Source organism: Sphingomonas faeni (assembly GCF_040407505.1).
GTDB classification, from domain to species: Bacteria; Pseudomonadota; Alphaproteobacteria; order Sphingomonadales; family Sphingomonadaceae; genus Sphingomonas; species Sphingomonas faeni_E.
Genome location: NZ_JAPZPQ010000004.1, coordinates 120,939 through 144,418, shown reverse-complemented (window position 1 = coordinate 144,418; position 23,480 = coordinate 120,939). Strand labels below are relative to the sequence as shown.

The following is a 23,480-nucleotide window of genomic DNA, read 5'->3' as shown; positions in this document are numbered from 1 at the left end:
AAGGCGGGCCATTACGGGAGAGTCGGGTGAAATGCAACTGGCGGTTGAGGGTTTTCGGGATCTGGCGGGCATTATCGGAGGGCGCCCTGCCCGCCCCCTCCGTCACCTTCGGCGCCACCTCCCCCTTGCGGTGGAGGATTGAAGATATCGACGCTCTGCCGCTAAGATCGCGCCGCTACTCGATCCTCCCCCGCCAGGGGGAGGTGGCACGCAAAGCGTGACGGAGGGGGAGGCAGGCGATGCGGCTCGAAGGATCCCTACAAAGCCACAGCAACGCCAAGCATCTAAGAAAACAGATGACCCCGCCAGAGATAGCGCTCTGGCTGGCGCTGCGTGCCAATGACGAAGGCCTACGCTTCCGAAAGCAACACGCAGCAGGCCCCTACGTCCTGGACTACTACTGCGCCCCAGCCCGACTCGCAGTCGAAGTCGACGGCGAAGCCCACAACCACGGCAACCGCCCCGAACGAGACGCAACCCGAGACGCTTGGCTAGTCGCGCAAAACATCCGCGTCCTCCGCTACCCAGCCCGAGAAATGCTAGCCAACCTCGACGACGTCATCCGCCAGATCACGTCCGTCGCGCTCCAACGCCGAACCATCATCGAGAGCTAATCGCCCCCTCCCCCTCCGACGCCTCCGGCGCCACCTCCCCCTAGCGGGGGAGGATTGTCAGTTGGGTACAAGAACTAGGGAAGATTATGGCCCTCTAAGACTGCCTCCTCGACTTCACTCTCCATCATGTAGCCGATGCCCAAACGGAATGCTTCAATGTCTGGATAGTTTGTCAGGAACGAACCGGAGACCCGGCTCCCTCGATGATGTTCATCTGCGACTACAAAGGTTACGAGAAGGTCGCCTCGCTTGTTCGCGGAAGCGATCTCGAACCGCAGGACCAGGTCGTCTCCCTCCTGCATGTTGTAGCCCCATTGCCCCACAATGGGCGAGCCTGAGACGATCGGAAACACCGCGAGCGCTTCGGCAAACTCCCGTACGTCCTGCCATTGGACCCAGAAGCCGCCTCGTCCCGAGAACTTGTCGGTTTCCACAACCACAGACAAGCGACCAAAGTCGTCACGATCCAACTTCGGATCGAAGAAGCTAGCGTCGTAGCGATACCGAAGCGTGAGGCGGCTCATCTCTATGGTGTCGCAGTAAAGTTCCACACCTGCAATCGGTCAAACCCAAACACGAAAAAGCCCGGCCTCTCTCACGAGAAGCCGGGCTCTTCGATCAACTCCCGAAGGAGAAGATGCTTACTTGTCGATCTGGCTGACGACGCCTGCACCGACGGTACGGCCGCCTTCGCGGATCGTGAAGCGCTGGCCCACGTCCATGGCGATCGGTGCGATCAGCTTGATGCCGAGCGACACGTTGTCGCCTGGCATGACCATCTCGGTGCCCTCAGGCAGCTCTACGGTGCCGGTCACGTCCGTCGTACGGAAGTAGAACTGCGGACGGTAGTTGGCGAAGAACGGCGTGTGACGGCCACCCTCTTCCTTCGACAGCACGTACACTTCCGAGTTGAAGTCGGTGTGCGGCTTGATCGTGCCTGGCTTGCAGAGAACCTGGCCACGCTCGACTTCGTCACGTGCAACGCCGCGGATCAGCGCGCCGACGTTATCGCCAGCCTGGCCCTGGTCGAGCAGCTTGCGGAACATCTCGACGCCCGTGACCGTGGTCTTGCGGACGGTCGGGTGGATGCCGACGATCTCGACTTCCTCGCCAACCTTGACGATGCCGGTCTCAACGCGGCCGGTGACGACCGTGCCACGACCCGAGATCGAGAACACGTCCTCGATCGGCATCATGAACGGCTTGTCGAGCGGACGCTCTGGCTGCGGGATGTACTCGTCGACGGCCTGCATCAGCTCGGTGACGGCGTCGGCGCCGAGCTTCTGGTTCGAACCCGACAGTGCGCAGGTAGCCGAACCCTTGATGACGGGAATGTCGTCACCCGGGAAGTCGTACGAGCTGAGCAGCTCGCGGATTTCCATCTCGACCAGCTCGAGGATTTCCTCGTCGTCGACCAGATCGACCTTGTTCATGAACACGACCATGGCAGGCACGCCGACCTGGCGTGCGAGCAGGATGTGCTCACGGGTCTGTGGCATCGGGCCATCGGTCGCCGAAACGACGAGGATCGCGCCGTCCATCTGGGCTGCGCCGGTGATCATGTTCTTCACATAATCGGCGTGGCCCGGGCAATCGACGTGCGCGTAGTGACGGTTGGCCGTCTCGTACTCGACGTGTGCGGTCGAGATCGTGATGCCGCGCTCGCGCTCCTCGGGAGCCTTGTCGATGTTGGCGAAGTCGACAGCGGTACCGCCGGTCGTCTCTGCCAGAACCTTCGTGATCGCAGCGGTGAGCGACGTCTTGCCATGATCGACGTGACCGATGGTGCCGATGTTGAGATGCGGCTTGTTCCGCTCAAATTTTGCCTTGGCCATTGTTTCCTACCTTCTGATTCGTATTCCGGTGCCACCCCGGGAACCGCGCGAACGCGGCCCAATAGCGGCTGTTAAAGCGTTGCGCCAGCCCCTGCTTGGGGAGAGGCCGACGCGGAAGTAAATTCCGCGTCGTCGAACTTCGGTCGCTGACCGAAGCCGGCCGGCCTTTCGGCGTCTCCGAGCCAGGAAAACCTGGCTCGGTGCGCCTCGGGCTTACGCCAGCTTAGCCTTCACCTCGTCAGCAACGTTCTGCGGCACTTCGTCATAGTGCGAGAACTGCATCGAGTACTGCGCGCGACCCTGCGTGAACGAGCGGAGCGAGTTCACGTAGCCGAACATGTTCGCCAGCGGGACCATCGCCTCGACCGTCTGCGCGTTGCCGCGGCTGTCGGTGCCCTGGATCTGGCCACGACGGCTGTTCATGTCACCGATGACGTCGCCCAGGTAATCCTCCGGGGTAACGACCTCGACCTTCATGACCGGCTCGAGCAGCGTGATGCCCGACTTCTGTGCAACTTCGCGCATTGCGCCACGTGCACAGATTTCGAACGCCAGTGCCGACGAGTCGACGTCGTGATACGCGCCGTCATACAGCACGATCTCGAAATCGATGATCGGGAAGCCGACCAGCGAACCCGAAGCGGCGGTTTCGCGGAAGCCCTTCTCGATCGCAGGCAAATATTCCTTCGGAATGTTGCCGCCCTTGATCTCGTCCTTGAACGTGATGCCCGAACCGCGCTCGCCCGGGGTGACCTTGACCTTCACGCGACCGAACTGGCCGGTACCACCCGACTGCTTCTTGTGCGTGTAGTCGACGTCGACCGGCTTCTTCAGATACTCGCGGTATGCGACCTGAGGAGCGCCGACGTTCGCCTCGACCTTGAACTCACGCTTCATGCGATCGACCAGGATCTCGAGATGGAGCTCGCCCATGCCCTTGATGATGGTCTGGCCCGACTCGGGGTCCGACGAAACGCGGAACGAAGGATCCTCGCGTGCGAGACGATTGAGCGCGACGCCCATCTTCTCCTGGTCGGCCTTGGTCTTCGGCTCCACCGAAAGCTCGATCACGGGCTCGGGGAATTCCATCCGCTCAAGAATGATCGGTGCGTTCATCGCGCAGAGCGTGTCACCGGTCGTGGTATCCTTGAGACCCGCGAGCGCGACGATGTCGCCAGCGAATGCCTCCTGGATGTCCTCACGGCTGTTCGCATGCATAAGCAGCATGCGACCGACCTTTTCCTTCTTGTCCTTGACCGAGTTGGTGACCTGCGATGCGGTCTCCAGCTTACCCGAATAGATGCGGGCGAAGGTCAGCGTGCCGACGAACGGATCGTTCATGATCTTGAACGCGAGTGCCGAGAACGGAACGTCGTCCGACGAAGGACGCTCGTCCGGCGTCACGCCGTCGAGCTTCAGACCCTGGATCGCGGGAACGTCGAGCGGCGAAGGCAGATAGTCGACCACGGCGTCGAGCAGGGGCTGAACGCCCTTGTTCTTGAACGCCGAACCGCAAACGACGGGGACGAACGCCATGCTCAGCGTACCCTTGCGGATCAGCTTCTTGAGGTCGGCGACGCTCGGCTCGTTACCTTCGAGATAGGCCTCCATGAGGGCATCGTCCTGCTCGACGGCCATCTCGATCAGCTCGCTGCGATACTTCGCGGCCTTCTCGACCAGATCCTCAGGGATCTCGGCATATTCGAACTTCGCGCCCAGGCTCTCTTCGAGCCAGATGATCGCACGGTTCTCGACGAGATCGACGAGGCCCTTGAAGCCGCCTTCCATGCCGATCGGAAGATACAGCACGGCCGGACGCGCACCGAGACGATCGATGATCGAGTTCACGCAGAAGTAGAAATCGGCGCCGGTGCGGTCGAGCTTGTTGACGAAGCACATGCGCGGCACGCCGTACTTGTCGGCCTGACGCCACACGGTCTCGGACTGCGGCTCAACGCCGGCAACGCCGTCGAAGCATGCCACTGCACCGTCGAGCACGCGGAGCGAACGCTCGACTTCGATCGTGAAGTCGACGTGGCCGGGCGTGTCGATGATGTTGATAAGGTGCTCTTCGCCCTTACCTTCTTCGGCGCGCCACTTGCAGGTGGTCGCAGCCGACGTGATCGTGATCCCGCGCTCCTGCTCCTGCTCCATCCAATCCATCGTCGCGGTGCCTTCGTGCACTTCGCCGATCTTGTAGGACTTGCCGGTGTAATAGAGGATGCGCTCGGTCGTCGTCGTCTTACCGGCGTCGATGTGCGCCATGATGCCGATGTTGCGGTAACGGTCGAGCGGATGGCTGCGGGCCATGATCGTGCTTCCTTAAGGATATGGGGAGCCGAACGTGCCGGCTCCCCAATATATAGGTGTTTGCGTGACAGGCGGAAGACCGTCCGTCACACGGATAGCAATGCTAGGCTTCAAAGCCCGCTGTTACCAGCGGCAGGAAGCCCGCTGTTACCAGCGGTAGTGCGAGAATGCACGGTTGGCTTCCGCCATCCGATGCGTATCTTCACGCTTCTTGACCGCGTTGCCACGGTTGTTGGCGGCATCCATCAGCTCACCCGACAGCCGTGCGGCCATCGTGTTCTCGCTGCGCGAACGCGCCGCACCGATCAGCCAGCGAATCGCCAGCGCCTGTGCACGCTCGGGACGAACCTCGACCGGCACCTGGTACGTTGCACCACCGACGCGACGCGAACGGACTTCGATGCCCGGCTTCACGTTGTTCAGCGCATCGTGGAAAACGCCGATCGGATCGCGCTTGGCGCGGCTCTCGACGGTTTCGAATGCACCGTACACGATCAGCTCTGCGACGGACTTCTTGCCGTCCAGCATGACGCTGTTCATGAACTTTGACAGAACCTCATCCCCGAACTTGGGATCAGGCAGGATGACCCGCTTTTCGGGACGACGACGACGTGCCATTTTGTATTCCTTCTAAACTTCAGCCTTGATGATCGCAAATATGAGCGATCGGCTTACTTCGGACGCTTGGCGCCGTACTTGGAACGCGACTGACGCCGGTCCTTCACACCCTGTGTATCGAGCACGCCGCGCAGGACGTGATAGCGAACACCGGGAAGATCGCGGACACGACCGCCACGGATCAGGACAACCGAATGCTCCTGAAGATTGTGGCCCTCGCCCGGGATGTAGCTGATGACTTCGCGCTGGTTGGTCAGGCGAACCTTGGCCACCTTGCGCAGAGCCGAGTTCGGCTTCTTCGGGGTCGTCGTGTAGACGCGCGTGCAAACGCCACGCTTCTGCGGATTTGCTTCCATCGCAGGGACCTTCGACTTGGCCTTCTGCGGATCGCGGCCCTTGCGGACCAGCTGGTTGATCGTCGGCATTGAAGCCTTCACCTTTCAAGTGGTTACTTTGCTGGAGCCATGAGGCGCCTGAGAATACAAAAAGGACCATAGGAACGCGGGAGCGCCCCTCAGGTCCTGGAATGCATCCAGCAATGTTCAAGCATGCCCGGCGGGAAACACTCCCGAAGAACAGGCCGCGCCTATAGGTCAGGAGTCGGTTGCGGTCAACGGGTTGGAATCGGTTTGGGTGGCGAAGGATTGGCTTCGTGGGCGGAGACAATGGCTCACGCGAATCCGACGACGACACCTGTCTCATCCTCCCCCGCCAGGGGGAGGTGGCACCGCAGGTGACGGAGGGGGAGGAACACGAAACCTACGTTGTCGCCCCCTCCCCCTCCGTCTGGCAAGAGCCAGCCACCTCCCCCTGCCGGGGGAGGACCGCAGCACCTCTCCTACCGCGATCGCGTCCCGAGCACGGCAAGCAGAGTCTTCTCGAATCGCGCAGGATCCTCGACCTGCGGCGAGTGACCCAGCCCCTCGAGCATCACCAGGTTCGCATTCGGCATCTGCTTCACCGCCCGCGGCGCCACCATCGGCACCGGCTCGAGGAACTTGCGCAAGTTCGCGGGCACCTGCGCCCGGCCGAACGCGGTCTTGTCCAGCGTTCCGATGATAAGGGTGGTCGAAGGCGTGATCCGGTACAGCTCATACGCGACCGATTGCGTCTTGATCATCTCGCTCGTCTTGGCCTGCGCGAGCGCCACGGTGTCGCGCCCTGCCCCTTGATACATGCCCGCCTGCATCCAGACCCAGCGATCATAGGACGGCTTCCACACGCCGTGATAATAGTTTTCGAGCTGATACGCCTTGATCGACGCGTAGCTCGTCTTCTTCTCGTTCGCCCAGAGCGTATCGACATCGGTATAGGGCACGCCCTCCTCGCCGCGATCCTTGAGGCCGAGCGGATTGACGAGCACCAGCTTCTCGACCGACGCCGGGTAGAGAATGGCGTATCGCATCGCGAGCATGCCGCCCATCGAGTGCCCGACGAACGTGGCCCTCGTGATGCCACGCGACTCGAGCAACCGCTTGGTGAACGTCGCCAGCATCTCGAAGCTATATTGTGCCGCGCGGGGCTTGGACGATTTGCAGAAGCCGATCTGGTCTGGAACGATCACGCGGTAGCCGACCTCGCTCAGCGCCCGCGCGGTGCTGCCCCAGGTCGCGCCGCAGAAGTTCTTGCCGTGGAGCAGCACGACCGTGCGGCCATTGGGTCGTTGCGGCGCGATATCCATGAACGCCATCTGCGCAGGACTGCCGACGATATCGACTTCCATCGTCTGGACAGGCCACGGATAGGTGAAGCGTTCGAGTTGCGGCCCCAGGTCCGGCACCTGCGGAACCGGCCCCGCCCCCATGAGCAGCGCCGCCACCGGCAGCGCCAGCATCGTTAATCCCGCCTTCATACGATTACGCTTTCCTACATCCCGCGATACGGCGTACGGTTAACGGGCAAACACGGCCGCGTACAACGGATCATCCCGATGATCACGAATTGCACGCGAGACGCTTGCCCTTCGCGAAAACGCTGGGTAAGGGGCGCGTCCGTGTAGGAGTGTAGCTCAGTTGGTTAGAGCGTCGGTCTCCAAAACCGAAGGCCCTCGGTTCGAATCCGAGCACTCCTGCCACCCCCTTTAAATTCCCTGCAAAAATCGCGGCGGTTGCTCCCGCCGCTTTCGCGCGTCCATTACGATTGCAGAAATTGCATTTCATAATGCAATTTTCGCAATTGATCTATGATGTGCTGCGATGCACAACGATCAGGCCTTTCAGGCATCCTCTCCTAAAAACTTTCACGGCCGGTCTTGTACCGGCCTTTTTTTTCGCCTGCGTTCGGCGTACACCTCGGGTGCCGTCGTCAAGCCGAACGATAAATAGAAACCGTGGGAGCGGAGCCGCCGGTCAAACCGGCACCGGCAAGACGATCGTGCGGGGGATCGAGTGACCCAAGCGCTCTCCCCCGCCACTTCTCCCGGCCACCGCCGTGTCGCTTTCGATACGGCGCCCCGCCCTCTCCTGCCGCGCACTTGCTTTCACGACGGGTGGAAGCTATCTGCCGCGCTTCCGACAGCGAGGACGGACCTGCCGCCGCTGCCCTTCACAGGGTGCGGCTAGTGGGTCTATGTCTCGCATCTCAGTTTCTCAATCAGCGGGTTCGAAGAACATCGTGGCGAAGACGTCCCCCCTCGAATTCATCCAGCAGGTCCGCAACGAGACCGCTAAGGTCACGTGGCCGACGCGTCGCGAGACGGTCATGACCGGCGTGATGGTGGTGATCATGACGACGATCCTCGCGCTGTTCTTCCTGGGCGTCGACTCGATCCTGCAAGCGATCGTCTCCGCCCTCCTCAAACTCGCTCAGTAAGCAAGGTTCCGTCATGGCGCGCTGGTACATCATTCACGCCTATTCGGGCTTCGAGGGCAAGGTCCGCGACTCGATCATGGCCGAGGCGACCCGGATGGGTCTCGAGCAGCTCGTCGAGCAGATCGAAGTCCCGACCGAAACCACCACCGAGGCCCGTCGCGGCAAGAAGATCGCGGTCGAACGCAAGTTTATGCCTGGCTACGTGCTGGCAAAGCTGAACATGAACGACGACGTGTATCACCTGGTGAAGAACACGCCGAAGGTTACCGGCTTCCTCGGCAGCATGGGCAAGCCGCAGGCCATCAGCGAGGCAGAAGCCACGCGGATGCTGAACAGCAAGGAAGAAGCTGCCGCTGCGCCCAAGCAGAAGGTCAAGGTCGACTACGAGATCGGCGATCAGGTCAAGGTCCTCGACGGCCCGTTCGCGACCTTCAACGGCTTGGTCGAAGAACTCGATTTCGACCGCAGCCGCGTCAAGGTTTCGGTGTCGATCTTCGGGCGTGCGACGCCTGTGGAGCTCGAGTTCGAGCAGGTCGAGCGCAGCAAGTAAGGCCAAGTCGCACGCGATTAGCCAATGGCTAATCGCGAGACGGCGCCAGCCCGGCCGGCGGGCCATCGGCCCGGCCGACGACGCGGGATTTACTCCCGCGTCGCGTTTTTGGGGTGAAGACCGCTCCCTGCATCCCCGTCCCGTCATCCCGACCAACGTCAGGATTCGGGTGTTACGGGGCGCGAAGCTCGCTTATTCTGGGTGCTGATTTTCGCAGAATGACGGAAATCACCGACAGCATTTTGCGCCGCCCAAACCATGAATGCTCAACGCGCGGCAGGTAAGGGCACCATAAACTCAGCCATCCGACCTGCGAGGTTTTGAGCTTCCAGTTTCCGCGAGGCTGCCAGCATCTGGAGAAGCGGTGCGGGCTGTACGCTATCTGCCAAGATGACCACTTCACCGTAGGTCTCGACTATAAACAGGCTCCACCCCGGGCCCCTTGCGTCAGGTGCGACATAGCTGCCCGCATTCAGAGCGGCGACGCGTTTTACAAGAACTTCCGGCTCCAGCGCCAGGGCCACGACTGCCGACCGTGCATCGGTATCGCTCGGCAGATCGGTGAGCAATGCGCGGTTGTCGGGTCGATCGAAAGCGAACGCGAGCATGAACTGGGCCTCCTGCAAATCGGTGCGCACGCGCGCTGCACCCGATGGCGTGGACCAGTCGATCGTCGCAATGTTGTTCCCGTTTCGGAACCGGGCGTTGCCATAAGTCGCGCTTACCACGGCGCCCGCATCGTCATCGCTATCCGCCAAGCTCGCCTCATGCGCCAGCCGATACGCCGTGCCATCGGCGCCGCGCGAGTCGAGGAACCGACGGAGTTGCTCGAAGTCGGACCGCGACCATTGGTCATCGAACCCAGGATGGTCGTGGATCATGCCGGTGTTCGTCCTCAAGATGCTCGCGCCGCGCGATCCTTGCGGCAAGACCCCATCGCGCCCGCCGCCGGGATCGACCAGCCAACGGTGCCATGCTTTTGGCAGCGCCGTTCCCAAAGCCATGCGCCTTGCCGACAGGCTAAGAATTACCGAGTGCGGCGAAGCGTTGGCCAACGCGCGCATTCGCCTGATATTGGATCGCGAAGATCACGTATTCCAGCGCGCGCCGACTTGTCGACTCGGCAAGCGCCCAGCGTTCGCCACCAGCCTCGATATTGACCAACCGGGCGGGACTGGCGTGATCATCGATTAAAAGGCCTGATGACCGATCATCGAACGAAAGAGCAGATGGGTCCAGCTTGGCTGCCATTTCACTGGGCTCAGCCAAAGACAGGTTGCGCGCTATTGCAACGTTTTCGGGTTGGTCGAATGTTGCTCGGAGAATGCCCAGCGCCATCCGCAAACCGGTGTCGATCGTAATACCACCCGCCGACCCGTTGATCAGAATATGCGCCCGATAATCGCCGTCGGCGAAGCGTGTTTCGTCATATTCGACAACCATCACCCGATCGGTCGGCGTCGATTGCCATCCTACGGCATAGTCGGCGGGACGAGCACCCTGCATCGTCAGGAACCGGTCGGTGTGTCGTAGAAAGTCACTGTAATAATCGTTCAGGAAAGGCGCGATCTCTATCATGTCTTATTCCAAGAAGCCGTCGTCGATCGCGTCCTGTACACTGTAGCGGTCTTTCACACCCGCCGGATCGACCATGCGATACTGCTTGCCCCCGCCTGGTTGGTCGAACCAGGGTGCAATATCGGCTTCCTCGACGGGCAGATTCTTCTTCACGGTGTAAATCGTCGGCGGATCGCTTGGTGGCGATCCGCGCATTGCGCGCGCCGGAAATGGCTCTCCCGCTGGTGAGGTATATCCTCCGGTCGGTGCACCATATCGGTCGATTCTCGTTTTCGGCAACAAAGTCGTCACGCGTGCCGGGCCCGCTGCGCCATTGTTCGGCGGCCAGCCCCCGTTCGGCCACCGCCAGCCGCTGGCCTTGGCCGTCGCATATTGCGCCTGGTAGCGCATCGGCATGCGCGCCAATGATGCCTGGGTCGCTTGCGAGGCACCCCAGCGAGGGGCAGCGTAGCGCGCCGCAGCCCCGCCGCCGACCATGCCGCCGAGGAAGCCGCCCGCCGTTTCCAAGGTGCGGATGCCGGCTTCCGACATTCCCAACGCTTCGCCGATCGGACGAGCAGCCGCCGACAGCCCAAGCGCGCCGGCCGCACCCAGTACCCCCGTTCCAATCGTCCCCGCAACGCCGAGCGCGACGATCGAATAGGGCAGCGCCGCGATCGCGCCCGCGATGCCGAGCACCTGGAGCGTGGTGACCGCCCACCCCGGCACTTCGGGCTGGATCACGACCCTGGGATCCTGCACGCTGTCGCCGCCGATGAAGACGTTGGGCGAGACCTGCGTGATCGACACCGCGCTGCATCCGACTTTCTCGCCCTCGCGCCCGGCCATGCCGGTGTTGATGGACACCGTCGACGATCCTGTTGCGAGCGGGATCGGGCCGCTATCCTTGCGACAGGACGCGAACGAACCCGCGGTGAACAGCGCGGGCTTGCCGTTGACGAAGACGTTAGGCGAGCCGGTGACGAACTTGCCGCACGCAGGCCCCATCGACGCCTCGCCGATGTACATGCCGCCCAACCCGCCTGCCGATACCATCCCCGCTGCCGCGCCGGCCGCCGCAACGAGTGCCAGCCCGCCGGTCGCGACGGTGGCGGCGATCAGGACCGCGCCCACCGCGGCACCCGCTAGCACGCCCATCAGCATGCCGGTGCCGGCATTGCTGTGCGCGATGTCGTCGCCGACCCTGGCCGCGGGCTTCACGCTCATGCCGCGATCGTCTCGCTCGGCATCAGGTCAGTGCCGCTGGTGGGGCGCGATAATGAGGCCGGCCAGCCCCTGCTCGAACACCGGCTCGTGAGAGTCATACTCGGCATCGCTTGCGGTGGCCGTATACGTCACGACCACGCCCGCGCCGGCCGAGATGAAGAAGACCCGCTGGCGAAGCAGTCCAGCGCCCGACATCGAGGTAAACATGATCTGAAACGCATCGAGGTCGTGGACGCGGCCCGGCCCTTCGTGGAGCCGATGAAAATGTGGCAACGCGGTAGCGAACCCGTCGATCTGGCGATTGCAATACTCGCGGAACGTCTCGGAAGCACCCATCGCATCGCGGGCGATGACGATGTTCGCGGCAACCGCCTGCCCGGGCTGCAAGGGCGCGGAATACACGATCATGGTCTTGTCGAACCAACCGTCCGGAATCGCCCCGGATACGGTAACTGCCGAAGCACTCGCCACTCTTCGCTCCCTTACCTGCGCCGCTACAGGCTTGGCGTAATGCCCGATCATGTCAAGACGACTACAGCTACGGCGCGGCCGACGACGTCCAAGGTTCCGCCCCTCACCGAGCGGAAGTGCGGTCGAATCCTGGCGCCAGTAGGCGGTCACGGCAGGCCGAGATGCGGCACCGTCGTTACCCGATCCGATCCTTCAGCCTCCAGCCGCCGAACAGTGCGACATCGGGATCGTGTGGGACCTTCGTCGGGTCGGCCTCGCTCCAGCCCGTGACCTGATCGAGCGCCGGCAGGCGTACCGGGTTGGCGATGGGATACGGGTTGGTCAGCGTCGGTTCGCCGCGTTCGTTGCGGGCGGCTTCGGCGATGTCGAAGGCTTCGCGTTCCAAGGCCTGGCGGGCTTCGTACATTGCCGTCAGGCGGTAGCTGTGCGCTTCGCTCGATTCGCCGCGGCGGCGCTTGATGTGGGGCGGTTCCTCCTGGAGGTGGACCGTCCTGGCGTGGAGGTGGAGGAGTTGCAGTGCCTGGTTCGCGGTCATCGGCGGGATCGGTGGGGGATCGTTGTGGCGCCACTCGTCGTGCTCGTGCGAGCCCGGCAGGGTACCGGCCAACAGCGCGGACTCGACGGACTCGTACCCGGCGTCCAGCGCGAGGCGCATCTCGCGGGCGAAGGCGGGGCTGGCTTTGCGGCGGGCGTAGAAGGCGGAGTGGCTGAAGCCGGCGGCGGCGGCCGAGAGACGGACGTTGGCGGTGGCGGAGAGCGCGGTGAGGAAGGCTTGCTCGGCGGCGTGGTCGAGGCGGTTGGCGGTGGGGCGACGGAGCTGCAGGCGGCCGTTGGCGGTTCTTGTCGTGGTGGGGGATCCGGTCGAGACGGCGGCGTTTTTGGCACTCCCCTCCCCCGACCCCTCCCGCAGGCGGGAGGGGAGGTTTAGGGCGGCGTTGGCCATGACCAGCGCGGCGTCCCATTTGGCGGCGAAGGCGGGGTGGACGGCGCGGCGCTTGGTGAAGGTGGAGCGGTTATAGCCCAGCGTGTTGGCCGCATCCCTGACGTTGCCGGTGCGGCGGAGGGCGGCGAGGAACGCGGCGTTCTGTGCGGCCTGGCGGCGGGTGAACCGGTCGGGGGTGGAGGGGCGCGCCATTGTTAGTGGGTCTGCCTCGATATCCTACATTGCAAGGGGCCTGTGCTGCATGCGGCGAAGCCGAGACTGTTTCCCCCGCGAAGGCAGGGATCCAGACTGGGCTCCCGTCTTTGCGGGAGAACCAAGCGGCCTTGATGATCGCCGGGACCGCGCCCCCGTCCGGCCGGAGCGAGGCGGCGGCCGATAGATGCGATGTGGCGTAGCGAGCCTTAAAACCGAACGCTGTCCGCCACCACTTTGGCTGCCGCCGCGCTGCGATCATAGTAGTACAAGCTGGGTGCTTCGTACGTCACCAGATACAGCTTCCCCCCGATCACCGCCCCGCGCGCTTCGCCGCGCCGTTGCAGCGTCTCGTTCTGCTTCGAGAAGGTGTAGGTGAAACGCACGCCCCTGCTGCCGGCGAACTCGATAGGCGCGATCGTGTCGATCGCCATCGACGACGCGTCGCGCGCGATGCGGTAGCTGTTCTCCAGCAGCACCGGGATGTCGGTGATCAGCATCGTTGCCGAAACCTTCGGCAACGGCCTGTTCTTCTTGTCGACCTCGCGGAACAGCGGCCGGCCGGATTCGATGCCGCCGTAGAAGCTCAGGTCGTTCAGGTCGTCACCGTCCTGCGTCCAGGTTTCGGCATTGCGACCGGGGCGCTCGGACAGCTTGTTCCATTCCGTGCCCGGCTGCACCGTCATCGCCGACTTGGCGACCGCGATGCGCTGGCCGGCGGGGATGAGCTTGTTGCCGGCCGCGACGGGGGCTGCGCACGCGAGCGTTGCGACCGCGGCGAGCAGGGCGAGTTTCTTGGACATGGTCGTCCTCCTTACGAGATCAGCGTGGCGATGAGCGCGGCATCGGTCGCGGCCGGCTTGAGGCGGAGATAGGTCGCGAGCGCGGCCTGGCCTTCGGCAACCTGCTGGCCGCGGAGCAACGCCAGCCCAAGGCCGCGATACGCCTCGGGCGGCGCGTCGCCCTTGCCGATCGCCTCCTGGTAGAATTGCGCTGCACTGACGAGGTCGCGGGGATTGCCGCGCTCGCGGTACAGGTCGCCGCGGGCGCACAGCAGCGGCGTCGTCCAGCCGGTACCGTCCGCCAGATTGGCGAGCAGATACTCGCTGCCGCCGAAATCGTTGAGCTTGATCTGGTCATTGAGGAAGACCGGCAGCCACGTCGCCATCGCCGCCTGATGCGTGTCGACGACAGGAGGCTTGACGTCATGCGCCTCGATTGAAGCGGCACGCAGATACGTGGCGCGCGCGAGGTTGGTAGGGTGTGAGGCGAAGAAGCCCGCGACGTATTTGTGCTGGGCCCTACCCTTGCGACCAATCGCGGTGGCATCGGCCTCGCCCATAAGATGGTCCCAAACGTCCGCCGACGCTGACGATGGATAATGCGAGCGCGTGAGATACTGGAAGCCCATCATGTCGGCTTCCCGTTCCTGCGCGCGATCGAATGCGTAGAAACCGCCGATAGTATTGTAGCGAATGTCACCGCTGTTGCGGACGAGGATCGATGCCCACGCCATAAGATCCGACCCGCCGCGCCGGTTCTTGAAGTCCATAAGCGAGTGGCGGAGTTCGAAATGACCGAACTCATGCCCAAGGATGGAGCCGAGTTCGGCTTCATTCCGAACGCGAAGCAATAGCCCCGACCAGATCGTCAACGTCCCGTTCGGACTCATCGTCGCGTTGAACGCCGGGATTTCGTCGATGTAGATCCGCACGGACTTGCAGCGGTCCTCACCAACGGTACGGCAGAGTACGCCACGAACATACGCGTTGAGGGCTGGGTCCCTGATAACCGACCGGGACTCCCGAAGGCGCCGTTCGTCTTCGTCTGCCTCCATCCAAGCCCCACGTTCGTCGACCGTCGTCGGGGTATAGGCGCGCGTGTACGTCGGTAACGGCGGGCGCTTGTCGGCAGCAAGCGCGCCGGTCGACATCACCGCGCCGAGCAGCAATGCGCCTGTCAGCGTTCGCATCCTAGTGTGCCGAGGCGATGGCGGGAGCGGGAGCGGCTGCAACGGCAGTCACCGCCGCCGGAGCCTCCACCGGCTTCCCCGGGAAGCCCTCCAGCAATTGCCGCACGCGCTTGTCCGCGCCCTCCGCATCACGGACGTCGCCGCCCATCTGCATATCGGCGTTCAGCCAGACCAGTTCGCCGGTACGCAGGTCGACCAGCCCGGCAAATCCCTTGTGCACGCCCGCGGTGACGCCGACACGCGCCATCGCCGCAAAGACTTGCAACACCTTCCGGCCGGTCGAACCGAAATGATCCTCCGTCGTAATGAACAGCGCGTAGTCGGCCGTCTCCAGACCGGGCAGCGTGCGGACGTCGTGGCCGAGCCCCCATTCGAACTGGTCCTTGCGCTTCTTGGTAGGCAGGCGATTGCCCTTGAAGAACTGATACTCGATCACTGACGACGCGACCGCGCCGAACAGTTCCTGATACTCCGCGACCTTGGCCGAACTCGCGCCGACCGGATCTACATAGCCGACGACGCTGTTGCCTAGACCGGTCTGCGCCTTGGCGAGCGCGGTGGCGATGTTCTCCTTCGCCTGATCGGTCCAGTCGGCGTTCGGCTCGTACATTCCACCAGTCGACTGCGCGCCGACCCGGATCGACGGCCGCATCATCACGATCCGCGCTGTACCGGGCGCAAGGACAAAACCAGGTTTTAGCCCCGTCTTCTCCTGCGCATACGCAGGCGCAATCGCCGAAACCGCAAGCATCAGCGCGACCAGCGTCGCACGGCACAAAGTGATCATATCCACCCCTGTCATCGGATGCCCCCATCCGGTTCACGGTGATACTAGAGCTGGAAACCCAAGTTGGCCGGGAATTATTTGGTTCAAAACGAGTGCTTTCCAGTCCTGGATGGTCATGCTGTAGCATGACGCATCCCCCAGAACCCGACCTACCCCAGACCATATCTTCCAAATTGATATCCGGAGCATACCGAAAGGTAGACACCGCCTTACCGACTTTGCCTGCCCAACAATATTATCCCAGAGTCGAAATATATTTCATTTCCACGATGCCGCAGCTCCGGCCTTCAACACGATAGATCTGTTCATTATCATCAACTTGTCGAACACAGCTCCTACCGTCGGTACCATCATCACATATGTTCACATCCGATTAACCATCATCGATCATATAGCGCTAACACTTGTAGGACAGTCCGCGTATAAGACGTTGCGTAGTTGCCGATACGACTTTCGTATATGATGACCTGCGTACCCGGCAAACTCTATGTATCCCATGACCAGCTTGACATGCATGCGACCGTATTCAGTGATCCGCCTACAGGAAATGACTGATGCCCCTGACGAACACGGCCTTGAAATCATCGCAGCTACACGGCGATCACTTGCGCTCGGGTAGCGATGAGGCCCGTTCGTACAAAGTTTCGAACGAGGTCGGCCATAGAATCTTGTTTCTCGAACTTGAGAATACGGCCGCCAACGACGTTCATCGTCAACTCGAAGAGATGGGCCATAAAACCGCCTGGATCGGCACGGCCAGCGAAGAACGTGCCGGGCTCGCGTTCCAGCCGGACCTGATCGTGATGAACCCCGATGCCTCGGTCGGCAATCGTCACGCGTTCATCGCCTTGCTGGACAAAGAACAGTTTTCCGGGACGCTGACGTTGTTGCGACCGAGCGTGCATTTCCGAGACGCGATGGCCTCGGCGGAACAGTCCGGCATCAATCATGTCGACTGGCTCGACGCGCCCTATACCGCGCAGGACATTGTCGCCCGCCTGGCCCATATCGTCCGGCAACCGCATGACGGCGACACCGGCGACCGTCACTTCCTGTCGTGGCTGATCCAGCAAGGCCGGTTGCTGCCCAATCTCACGCATGAATTCCATGAGAAACGCAGCCTGCACGACGACAGCATCGCCGGCTACGAAACACTCACGCGGTTGCGCAATCGACCGTCGCTCAACCCCGAGCATATCTTCGCACCGTCGACGATCCTCTCGCTGGAGGTCGCGGCATCATCGCTTGCGGTGGAAGCGGCGGCGCGCCTCCTCGCGGCGCTGGAAACCGACGGCAAGCCGGTACCGATCGCGGTGAACTGCAGCGCCGCAGTGCTCGCGCATCCGGATTTTCTCACCGCGATGCCGATCCTGCTGCGACGCCACAACGTCGCCCCCGGCATGCTCGGGATCGAACTCACCGAGATCAGCTATTCGGGGCTCGACGGCCGCCTGCTGGAAAACATGCGAGAGCTTGGAACGCTGGGCGTACCCATCTCGCTCGACGATTTCGGCAAGGGCGCGACCAACTTCGATCGCATTTCCGATTTGCCGGTGTCCGAGGTCAAGATCGACCGGAAGATCTTCCAGAAGTGCCGGAAGGGCGAGTTCCCGCCGTCGCTGCTGAAGGAAATCATCGATTATTGCCGGAGCCGGTCGATCGGAACCGTGATCGAGGGCATCGAGACCGCCGACGACCTCGTCCTGGCGAAATCGCTCGGTGCCGATTGTGGCCAAGGCTTTTACTGGGGGAAACCCGTGCCGCTTGAATCGATCGTACCCCGTCATGGTGCCTGACAACAGGTTCGGCCGTCTCATCGGTCAGACGCTCGACGAGGCGGAGCCCGCCGTCACCAGCGCGGTCGAGGGTGAGCGGCCATCGATGCGGCTGGAGCTTCGCGAAGTCGAGGGACTCGACCTTTCGCCACCGCTCTTCCTCGCGGGTGCATGGGCCTGGTTGTTGTTTCACGAAGCCGGCGGGTTGATCAGCTATTCCGACGGATATGCCACGCGGTCGGCCTGTTACGCCGCAGCCAAGCAGATCGCCTGGCCGGTCGACGTCTTCGAATAAGGCGCGGTCGATCGCCCGGACGTAGCGAGCCTCGCAGCGTCGACGCGAACGCCGGTTGCCGCCCCCCGCGTTTTCGGCTATGCGCGCCGGCTTCCACCTTCATTGATGGAATTTGCGGGAGGCTGTCGCGAGACGGCCGCCATCACCGCTAGGCTCACATAAAGAGAGTGACATGGCTAAAAAGATTACCGGATACATCAAGCTGCAGGTCCCTGCAGGCGAGGCAAAGCCCGCGCCGCCGATCGGGCCTGCGCTGGGTCAGCGCGGCGTGAACATCATGGAGTTCTGCAAGGCGTTCAACGCCGGCACGAGCGAACTGAAGAAGGGCATGCCGATCCCGACCGTCATCACGGTCTATGCGGATCGCTCGTTCTCGTTCGAGACCAAGACCCCGCCAGCATCGTACCTGATCAAGGAGGCCGCCGGTCTCAAGTCGGGTTCGAAGGAGCCGGGCAAGGTCGTCGCCGGCACGATCAAGCGCTCGCAGCTGAGCGAGATCGCCACGACGAAGATGAAGGACCTCAACGCCAACGATATCGACGCTGCGACGAAGATCATCGAAGGCAGCGCCCGCGCAATGGGCCTCGAAGTGGTGGAGGGCTGATATCATGGCTAAGCTGAGCAAGAAGCAGAAGGCCGTCACGGTCGACCTGGTCAAGCTGCACGGCATTGACGAGGCCATCGGTCTCGCACGGTCGGGCGCCACGTCGAAGTTCGACGAGACGATCGAAGTCGCGCTGAACCTGGGCGTCGATCCGCGTCACGCAGACCAGATGGTCCGCGGCGTCGTCACGCTGCCCAAGGGCACCGGCAAGACCGTCCGCGTCGGCGTGTTCGCCCGCGGCGCGAAGGCTGAAGAAGCTCTCGCAGCAGGCGCAGACGTGGTCGGCGCCGAAGACCTGATGGAAATCATCCAGGGTGGCACGATCGATTTCGATCGCTGCATCGCGACCCCGGACATGATGGGCATCGTCGGTCGCCTCGGTAAGGTGCTGGGTCCGAAGGGCCTGATGCCGAACCCGAAGCTCGGCACGGTGACGATGAACGTCGCCGCCGCGGTTCAGGCAGCCAAGGGCGGCCAGATCGAATACCGCGTCGAGAAGGCTGGCATCATCCACTCGGGCATCGGCAAGGCGTCGTTCCCGGCGGAAGACCTGCGCGCGAACTTCGACGCACTGGTCGACGCAGTGGTCAAGGCCAAGCCGACCGGCGCCAAGGGCAAGTACGTCCAGAAGGTCGCGATCTCGTCGACCATGGGTGCGGGCATCAAGGTCGACACGACCGAGGTTGCTGGCGCCTGAGCCGCACGTGGCTAGCGCAAGCTAGCCACGAGATGGCGAGCGCCCGGCCGGCGCGGGCAACCGCGACCGACGAGGACGGGATTTACTCCCGTCCTACCGCTAAAATCGAGAAGGGCCGGGAGCGATCCCGGCCCTTTTTGCGTCCAAGAACAAGTTTATCGCTGCGGAGACGGTGTCGTCTTCTGACGCCGAACGACCGCGTCGAGCGGCGCACCGTGATACAGGTCTATGCACTTCAAGGTGACATAGTTGCCGGGAACCGAGCCGGCATAGCGCTTCCCCAGTTGCTTCCCGACAAGGGCCTCGACAGCTTCATACGCCTCCATACCGTAATCGCCGCGTTCCAGGATCGCCGCCGCGCTGACGGCGGCATCCTTGGCGAACGGTTGCGGCGCTCCCCGAGCGAGGCATCGCGACAAAGCCCAATCCTTCAGCAGATTGCGTTGGGTGACAACGTTTGCCGTCGCAACGAGACCGCCAGCAGGTTCAGGCGCAACCCCGCCGGCAGAGACCAGGAGCAGGGCAATGATCGCGATCATGGCAACACCCACAGCGCCGCCGTGTCTGGAACGAAAGGGCCATTGTCGGGATCTGCTATCAGGTGACAACTATCCGAACAGATTGCGCCGTCCCAGAGTGTGACGTGACCGACTGCATTGGACCATCCACGGCCCTTGACGACGATCACCCCTTTACGCCCGGCAAAATCTTTCGGTGTGGGACGTTCCGCCGTCGCATCTGGAGCGCCCAACTGCTGCCGAAGAAACGCCATCATTTCGGGCACGCGGTACATGTACCAGCGCCGGTCCGCCCCGCTGACAACGTGATATCCCGCCGCAGGAATAGGAATGCCGGTGTGGTTCAGCACGTAACTCATGCGGATAGGGCATGCATTCTGAAATATACCGGCGGCGATGTTGTGGCCAACTTTGCCACCGATCTTCGCGCCGACCTTGTCGACGGAAATGTTGATTTCCCTAAATCGAGCCCAAGCTTGGCAAATTGGGGCCTTCCCATTTGGAACCTCGATTCCCGAGCATTGATCTCCACCGAATGCTATGGTTGCGGCGGCTTTTCGGCAACCCCCCGCCGTCCGCGTCGGATCACGAGTCCATCCGACGTTGACTCCACCGCCAATTCCGCTAAGGCGCGGCTTCGTTCGGCGGGCTTGCGCGTCGAACTCCGTCCGAGACAGTGGGTGCAGCGGGTTTGCCGGTGCTTAATCTCCCACCTAGACGGGGAATGAGATTTTGCGGAGCGCCTCGTGCGCCTGCCCTCTCCCATGCCCCATCGACGAGACACCCGGAAGCGCGGGTTTGTCTGCGCCTCCGGTTAGTAACCGGGTCCACTGCGCAAGCGGTGAACTCGTAAAACGTGGAGAATGGCATGGATCGTGATCAAAAGACCGCGGCCGTAGCCGAGCTGAACCGCACCTTTTCCGAGGTCGGCGTCGTCGTTGTCACGCGCAACCTCGGCCTGACCGTCGCACAGTCCACTGTGCTGCGGAACAAGATGCGCGACGCCGGCGCGACCTACAAGGTCTCGAAGAACAAGCTTGCCAAGATCGCAATGGACGGCACCGACTACAGCTCGCTGGGCGACATGCTCACGGGTCCGGTCGGTCTGGCCAGCTCCATCGATCCCGTCGCGGCCGCCAAGGTGGTCGTGGAATTCGCGAAGACGAACGACAAGTTCGAAATCGTGGGTGGGGCGATGGGCGCGACGACCCTCGACGTCGACGGTGTGAAGGCGCTCGCAACGCTGCCCTCGCTGGACGAACTGCGTGCCAAGATCGTTGGCCTCATCGTGGCACCCGCCACGAAGCTGGCAACGATCACGCAGGCTCCGGCAGCGCAGCTCGCGCGCGTGCTTTCCGCCTACGCGGAGAAGGAAGCCGCCTGATCTTGCAGGCCTTTCGTTACCTTTTTGAACTGATGGGGCACGAGCCCCGAGATGGAGATTTATCATGGCAGACCTGAACGCGCTCGTTGAGAGCCTGAGCGAACTGACCGTTCTCGAAGCAGCTGAGCTTTCGAAGCTGCTCGAAGAGAAGTGGGGCGTTTCGGCCGCAGCAGCGGTCGCAGCACCGGCAGCAGGCGGCGGCGCCGCTGCTCCTGCAGCAGAAGAGCAGACCGAATTCGACGTCATCCTGACCGGCGACGGTGGCAAGAAGATCAACGTCATCAAGGAAGTCCGTGCGATCACCGCGCTCGGCCTGACCGAAGCCAAGACGCTGGTCGAGTCGGCTCCCAAGGCCGTCAAGGAAGGCGTGTCGAAGGACGAGGCAGCCAAGATCAAGGCTCAGCTCGAAGCAGCTGGCGCTACGGTTGAGGTTAAGTAAGCCGCAGCTGGAGAGACGATTTAGCGTAGCCTAAATCGCACTCCAGCAAGGCCGGCCGGCGGCATTCATGCCGACCGACGAAGCAGGGGCTTTGCCCCTGCTGGCCGCAGCTAAGAAAAAGGGCGGCCCCAGCAATGGGGTCGCCCTTTTTCGTGTCTGGTGATATCGCTCGTGGCTCCTCCCCGTAGTGTTCGCGTCCTATCGAGCTTGTTCCGGCATTCTCATCTTGCGATCCAGCCGCCAGCGACTGCCCGTTAGGGTGAATCCAGGACCGAGGACGGTTATCCCATTACGGCATAAGTGCGTTGTACGGCCCCCGCCGCAATCGCTGCTGTGTTCTCCCGCGAAGGCGGGAGCCCAGTCTGGGTCTCCGCCTTCGCGGGGAAACAAGGCTTACGTACGCTCGACACTACCGCCCGGAGCAAGTGCGGCATAACCAAGTATCGAAGGTCGGCACGCCGCGCAAAACGCGGCGCCCCTCACCTACCTATCGAACGTCACCGCATGCGGCCGCGCGGCAACCGTCGCGTACATCCGTGCAGGCGCATCGAGCCAGAACGGCGCCAGCTTCGCTGAGTCCACGCGCTCGATGCCGACCACCCACGCGCGCGCTGCCTGCGCTTCGTTGCCAGCCGTCACGTACAGGATGTTGGTCGCGACGACCGGCACGAACATCGGCCGGTTGGCAGCGGTCATCGTCCGGATCGCCTCTCGCGCGATCGCCGTCACGGTACGGATCATCCGCGTTTCGCCCGGCGCCAGCGCGAACGGCGGGGCGACGGGCCGCACGACGGGCGCCGCGTTGAACTGCGCAAGGTCCTGATCCTGATCGGCGTGCGCGGTGAGCAACGCGACGCCAGTGCGGATCGCTTCGGCCGATGCGGTACCCGTATTGGTCACGACGAGTTCGCACTCGACGGTGGCGCTCAGCAGATTGAGACCGGCGCGCAACGGACGCAGTTCGCAGGTCAGTCGGGCACGCGCGGCGACTGGCGGCGTAGACGGCACCTTGCCCCTTGGCTCAAGGAACTTGGGCGCGGCCATTGGCACGGCAGCCACGGGTGCGACCGCAAATGCTGTGGCAGGGGTGACGGCCGCCGGGGTTTGGACCGGTTCGGAGACGACCGGCTTAGGGGCGACGGGCTGGGCGACCGGCTTCGCCGCAACAGGCGGCGGAGTCGGCTCGACATAGGCTTCGGGTTCGACGCTCTCGTACCGGTGGCTGCGCGGCTTGCGGCGGAGCGCCCACAGCGCGCCAAGAACCACGACAATCGCCGTCAGCGAAAGCCACAGTGGCATCGCGCTGCCCTTTTCCGGGGTCGAGAGCGTGGCTTCCGGGGTTGGGGCTGGCGTCGTTGCCTGCACAGACGCGGTGGGCTGCGGCGCCACTTCGGTGGCCGGGGTCTGCGATGGCGACGATTGGAGAGCGGGGTCGGGCGTGGGCGTGGCGACGGGCGCCGGTTCGGCCGATGTCGGCGGACGCATTGGCTCGTCGTCCGAAGCGCGCTGTCGGGTCGTTTGTTCCGGCGTCGTCCGGGTGGTTGCTCGTTCGCGCGTGGGCGCTTCGGTCGTCGTGCGATCAACGCCTGCACGTTGCGTAGTCGCGCGATCCGTGGCGGGCTTTGCCGCAACGGTCGAGCGGGGAGTACGACGGGGGGCGGGCGTGGTGGTCGGCAGGACGATCGTCGGCGCAGCGGGCACCGGAATCGCGGTGGCATCGGGGTTCGCCTGCGTGCCGGGGGTCTGGAGGCGCTCCAGGCCGCGCACGGGTGCGGCAGGCTCGGTTTGCGCAGCCGCCGGGGTTGCGGCGGCGGCCAGGACGGTCATGGTGGCGAGCAGGGCGGCCAGCGCCCCGCGGTCGGTCGTCATCGTCGAAATCCC

General features: G+C 63.1%; 26 protein-coding genes and 1 tRNA gene. 10 read left to right on the top strand and 17 right to left on the bottom strand.

Annotated features, from left to right (window positions below; translation table 11 throughout):
* Window positions 1-239: 239 nt before the first annotated feature.
* Window positions 240-614, top strand: coding sequence for an endonuclease domain-containing protein (locus O6X71_RS13820; RefSeq protein WP_353466358.1), 375 nt, complete (start codon window positions 240-242; stop codon window positions 612-614).
* Window positions 615-688: 74 nt separating this feature from the next.
* On the opposite strand, the gene O6X71_RS13815 is transcribed toward O6X71_RS13820, so the two are convergent.
* The 6 genes from O6X71_RS13815 to O6X71_RS13790 form a co-directional block, all read right to left on the bottom strand.
* Entirely contained in the window at window positions 689-1,138 is a 450-nt protein-coding gene (locus O6X71_RS13815; RefSeq protein WP_353466357.1) for a hypothetical protein, read from the bottom strand.
* 117 nt (window positions 1,139-1,255) lie between these two features.
* Complete coding sequence (gene tuf, locus O6X71_RS13810; protein ID WP_132741515.1) at window positions 1,256-2,449, bottom strand: elongation factor Tu; 1,194 nt, start codon at window positions 2,447-2,449, stop codon at window positions 1,256-1,258.
* Window positions 2,450-2,662: 213 nt separating this feature from the next.
* Window positions 2,663-4,759, bottom strand: coding sequence for an elongation factor G (gene fusA / locus O6X71_RS13805; protein ID WP_056047600.1), 2,097 nt, complete (start codon window positions 4,757-4,759; stop codon window positions 2,663-2,665).
* A 147-nt stretch (window positions 4,760-4,906) separates the two neighbouring features.
* Window positions 4,907-5,377 (bottom strand): 30S ribosomal protein S7, encoded by a 471-nt coding sequence (gene rpsG / locus O6X71_RS13800; protein ID WP_031393769.1) that lies wholly within the window; start codon window positions 5,375-5,377, stop codon window positions 4,907-4,909.
* 53 nt (window positions 5,378-5,430) lie between these two features.
* A complete protein-coding gene (gene rpsL, locus O6X71_RS13795; RefSeq protein WP_010164594.1) occupies window positions 5,431-5,802 on the bottom strand; it encodes a 30S ribosomal protein S12 in 372 nt (123 codons plus the stop codon).
* Between the two features lie 413 nt (window positions 5,803-6,215).
* Window positions 6,216-7,229 carry an alpha/beta fold hydrolase gene (locus O6X71_RS13790; RefSeq protein ID WP_353466356.1) on the bottom strand — a complete coding sequence of 338 codons (1,014 nt, stop codon included), beginning with the start codon at window positions 7,227-7,229 and terminating at the stop codon, window positions 6,216-6,218.
* A 145-nt stretch (window positions 7,230-7,374) separates the two neighbouring features.
* Here O6X71_RS13790 and O6X71_RS13785 point away from each other — a divergent pair.
* From O6X71_RS13785 to nusG, 3 genes are all read left to right on the top strand, one after another.
* Window positions 7,375-7,451 (top strand) — tRNA-Trp (locus O6X71_RS13785).
* 539 nt (window positions 7,452-7,990) lie between these two features.
* The gene (gene secE / locus O6X71_RS13780) at window positions 7,991-8,188 is read left to right on the top strand and encodes a preprotein translocase subunit SecE (protein WP_056047594.1); all 198 of its coding nucleotides are present in this window, start codon (window positions 7,991-7,993) and stop codon (window positions 8,186-8,188) included.
* 13 nt (window positions 8,189-8,201) lie between these two features.
* The gene (nusG, locus tag O6X71_RS13775) at window positions 8,202-8,738 is read left to right on the top strand and encodes a transcription termination/antitermination protein NusG (RefSeq protein ID WP_055872668.1); all 537 of its coding nucleotides are present in this window, start codon (window positions 8,202-8,204) and stop codon (window positions 8,736-8,738) included.
* A gap of 266 nt (window positions 8,739-9,004) precedes the next feature.
* Here nusG and O6X71_RS13770 read toward each other — a convergent pair whose 3' ends face one another.
* The 8 genes from O6X71_RS13770 to O6X71_RS13735 form a co-directional block, all read right to left on the bottom strand.
* Entirely contained in the window at window positions 9,005-9,742 is a 738-nt protein-coding gene (locus O6X71_RS13770; RefSeq protein WP_353466355.1) for a hypothetical protein, read from the bottom strand.
* Window positions 9,743-9,758: 16 nt separating this feature from the next.
* Window positions 9,759-10,316, bottom strand: a complete 558-nt coding sequence (locus tag O6X71_RS13765; RefSeq protein ID WP_353466354.1) for a hypothetical protein — start codon at window positions 10,314-10,316, stop codon at window positions 9,759-9,761.
* A 3-nt stretch (window positions 10,317-10,319) separates the two neighbouring features.
* Window positions 10,320-11,522, bottom strand: a complete 1,203-nt coding sequence (locus tag O6X71_RS13760) for a glycohydrolase toxin TNT-related protein (protein WP_353466353.1) — start codon at window positions 11,520-11,522, stop codon at window positions 10,320-10,322.
* Between the two features lie 27 nt (window positions 11,523-11,549).
* On the bottom strand, window positions 11,550-12,044 hold the full coding sequence (locus O6X71_RS13755) for a DcrB-related protein (RefSeq protein WP_353466352.1): 495 nt from the start codon (window positions 12,042-12,044) through the stop codon (window positions 11,550-11,552).
* 124 nt (window positions 12,045-12,168) lie between these two features.
* Window positions 12,169-13,128: a hypothetical protein gene (locus O6X71_RS13750; protein ID WP_353466351.1), complete on the bottom strand. Its 960-nt coding sequence runs from the start codon at window positions 13,126-13,128 to the stop codon at window positions 12,169-12,171.
* Between the two features lie 209 nt (window positions 13,129-13,337).
* Window positions 13,338-13,931: a hypothetical protein gene (locus O6X71_RS13745; protein ID WP_353466350.1), complete on the bottom strand. Its 594-nt coding sequence runs from the start codon at window positions 13,929-13,931 to the stop codon at window positions 13,338-13,340.
* Between the two features lie 11 nt (window positions 13,932-13,942).
* Entirely contained in the window at window positions 13,943-15,100 is a 1,158-nt protein-coding gene (locus O6X71_RS13740) for a M48 family metallopeptidase (RefSeq protein WP_353466349.1), read from the bottom strand.
* A 1-nt stretch (window position 15,101) separates the two neighbouring features.
* Window positions 15,102-15,887 (bottom strand): hypothetical protein, encoded by a 786-nt coding sequence (locus O6X71_RS13735; RefSeq protein WP_353466348.1) that lies wholly within the window; start codon window positions 15,885-15,887, stop codon window positions 15,102-15,104.
* A 668-nt stretch (window positions 15,888-16,555) separates the two neighbouring features.
* On the opposite strand from O6X71_RS13735, the gene O6X71_RS13730 reads away from it, so the two are divergent.
* The 4 genes from O6X71_RS13730 (at window position 16,556) to rplA (ending at window position 19,258) form a co-directional block, all read left to right on the top strand.
* Entirely contained in the window at window positions 16,556-17,683 is a 1,128-nt protein-coding gene (locus O6X71_RS13730; RefSeq protein WP_353466347.1) for an EAL domain-containing protein, read from the top strand.
* Window positions 17,673-17,957, top strand: a complete 285-nt coding sequence (locus O6X71_RS13725) for a hypothetical protein (protein ID WP_353466346.1) — start codon at window positions 17,673-17,675, stop codon at window positions 17,955-17,957. Before O6X71_RS13730 ends, O6X71_RS13725 begins: the two co-directional genes overlap by 11 nt.
* A 172-nt stretch (window positions 17,958-18,129) precedes the next feature.
* Window positions 18,130-18,561 carry a 50S ribosomal protein L11 gene (gene rplK / locus O6X71_RS13720; protein WP_056047586.1) on the top strand — a complete coding sequence of 144 codons (432 nt, stop codon included), beginning with the start codon at window positions 18,130-18,132 and terminating at the stop codon, window positions 18,559-18,561.
* A 4-nt stretch (window positions 18,562-18,565) separates the two neighbouring features.
* Window positions 18,566-19,258 carry a 50S ribosomal protein L1 gene (rplA, locus tag O6X71_RS13715; RefSeq protein ID WP_056047582.1) on the top strand — a complete coding sequence of 231 codons (693 nt, stop codon included), beginning with the start codon at window positions 18,566-18,568 and terminating at the stop codon, window positions 19,256-19,258.
* Window positions 19,259-19,413: 155 nt separating this feature from the next.
* On the opposite strand, the gene O6X71_RS13710 is transcribed toward rplA, so the two are convergent.
* The gene (locus tag O6X71_RS13710; protein ID WP_353466345.1) at window positions 19,414-19,797 is read right to left on the bottom strand and encodes a T6SS amidase immunity protein Tai4 family protein; all 384 of its coding nucleotides are present in this window, start codon (window positions 19,795-19,797) and stop codon (window positions 19,414-19,416) included.
* Window positions 19,794-20,162: a type VI secretion system amidase effector protein Tae4 gene (locus O6X71_RS13705; RefSeq protein WP_353466566.1), complete on the bottom strand. Its 369-nt coding sequence runs from the start codon at window positions 20,160-20,162 to the stop codon at window positions 19,794-19,796. Before O6X71_RS13705 ends, O6X71_RS13710 begins: the two co-directional genes overlap by 4 nt.
* 482 nt (window positions 20,163-20,644) lie before the next feature.
* Between O6X71_RS13705 and rplJ the strand changes: the two genes are divergently transcribed.
* Both rplJ and rplL read left to right on the top strand, forming a co-directional pair.
* On the top strand, window positions 20,645-21,160 hold the full coding sequence (rplJ, locus tag O6X71_RS13700; protein ID WP_055879768.1) for a 50S ribosomal protein L10: 516 nt from the start codon (window positions 20,645-20,647) through the stop codon (window positions 21,158-21,160).
* A gap of 64 nt (window positions 21,161-21,224) precedes the next feature.
* On the top strand, window positions 21,225-21,599 hold the full coding sequence (gene rplL, locus O6X71_RS13695) for a 50S ribosomal protein L7/L12 (RefSeq protein WP_056047577.1): 375 nt from the start codon (window positions 21,225-21,227) through the stop codon (window positions 21,597-21,599).
* 483 nt (window positions 21,600-22,082) lie between these two features.
* Here rplL and O6X71_RS13690 read toward each other — a convergent pair whose 3' ends face one another.
* Window positions 22,083-23,468: a hypothetical protein gene (locus tag O6X71_RS13690; protein WP_353466344.1), complete on the bottom strand. Its 1,386-nt coding sequence runs from the start codon at window positions 23,466-23,468 to the stop codon at window positions 22,083-22,085.
* Between the last annotated feature and the right edge of the window lie 12 nt (window positions 23,469-23,480).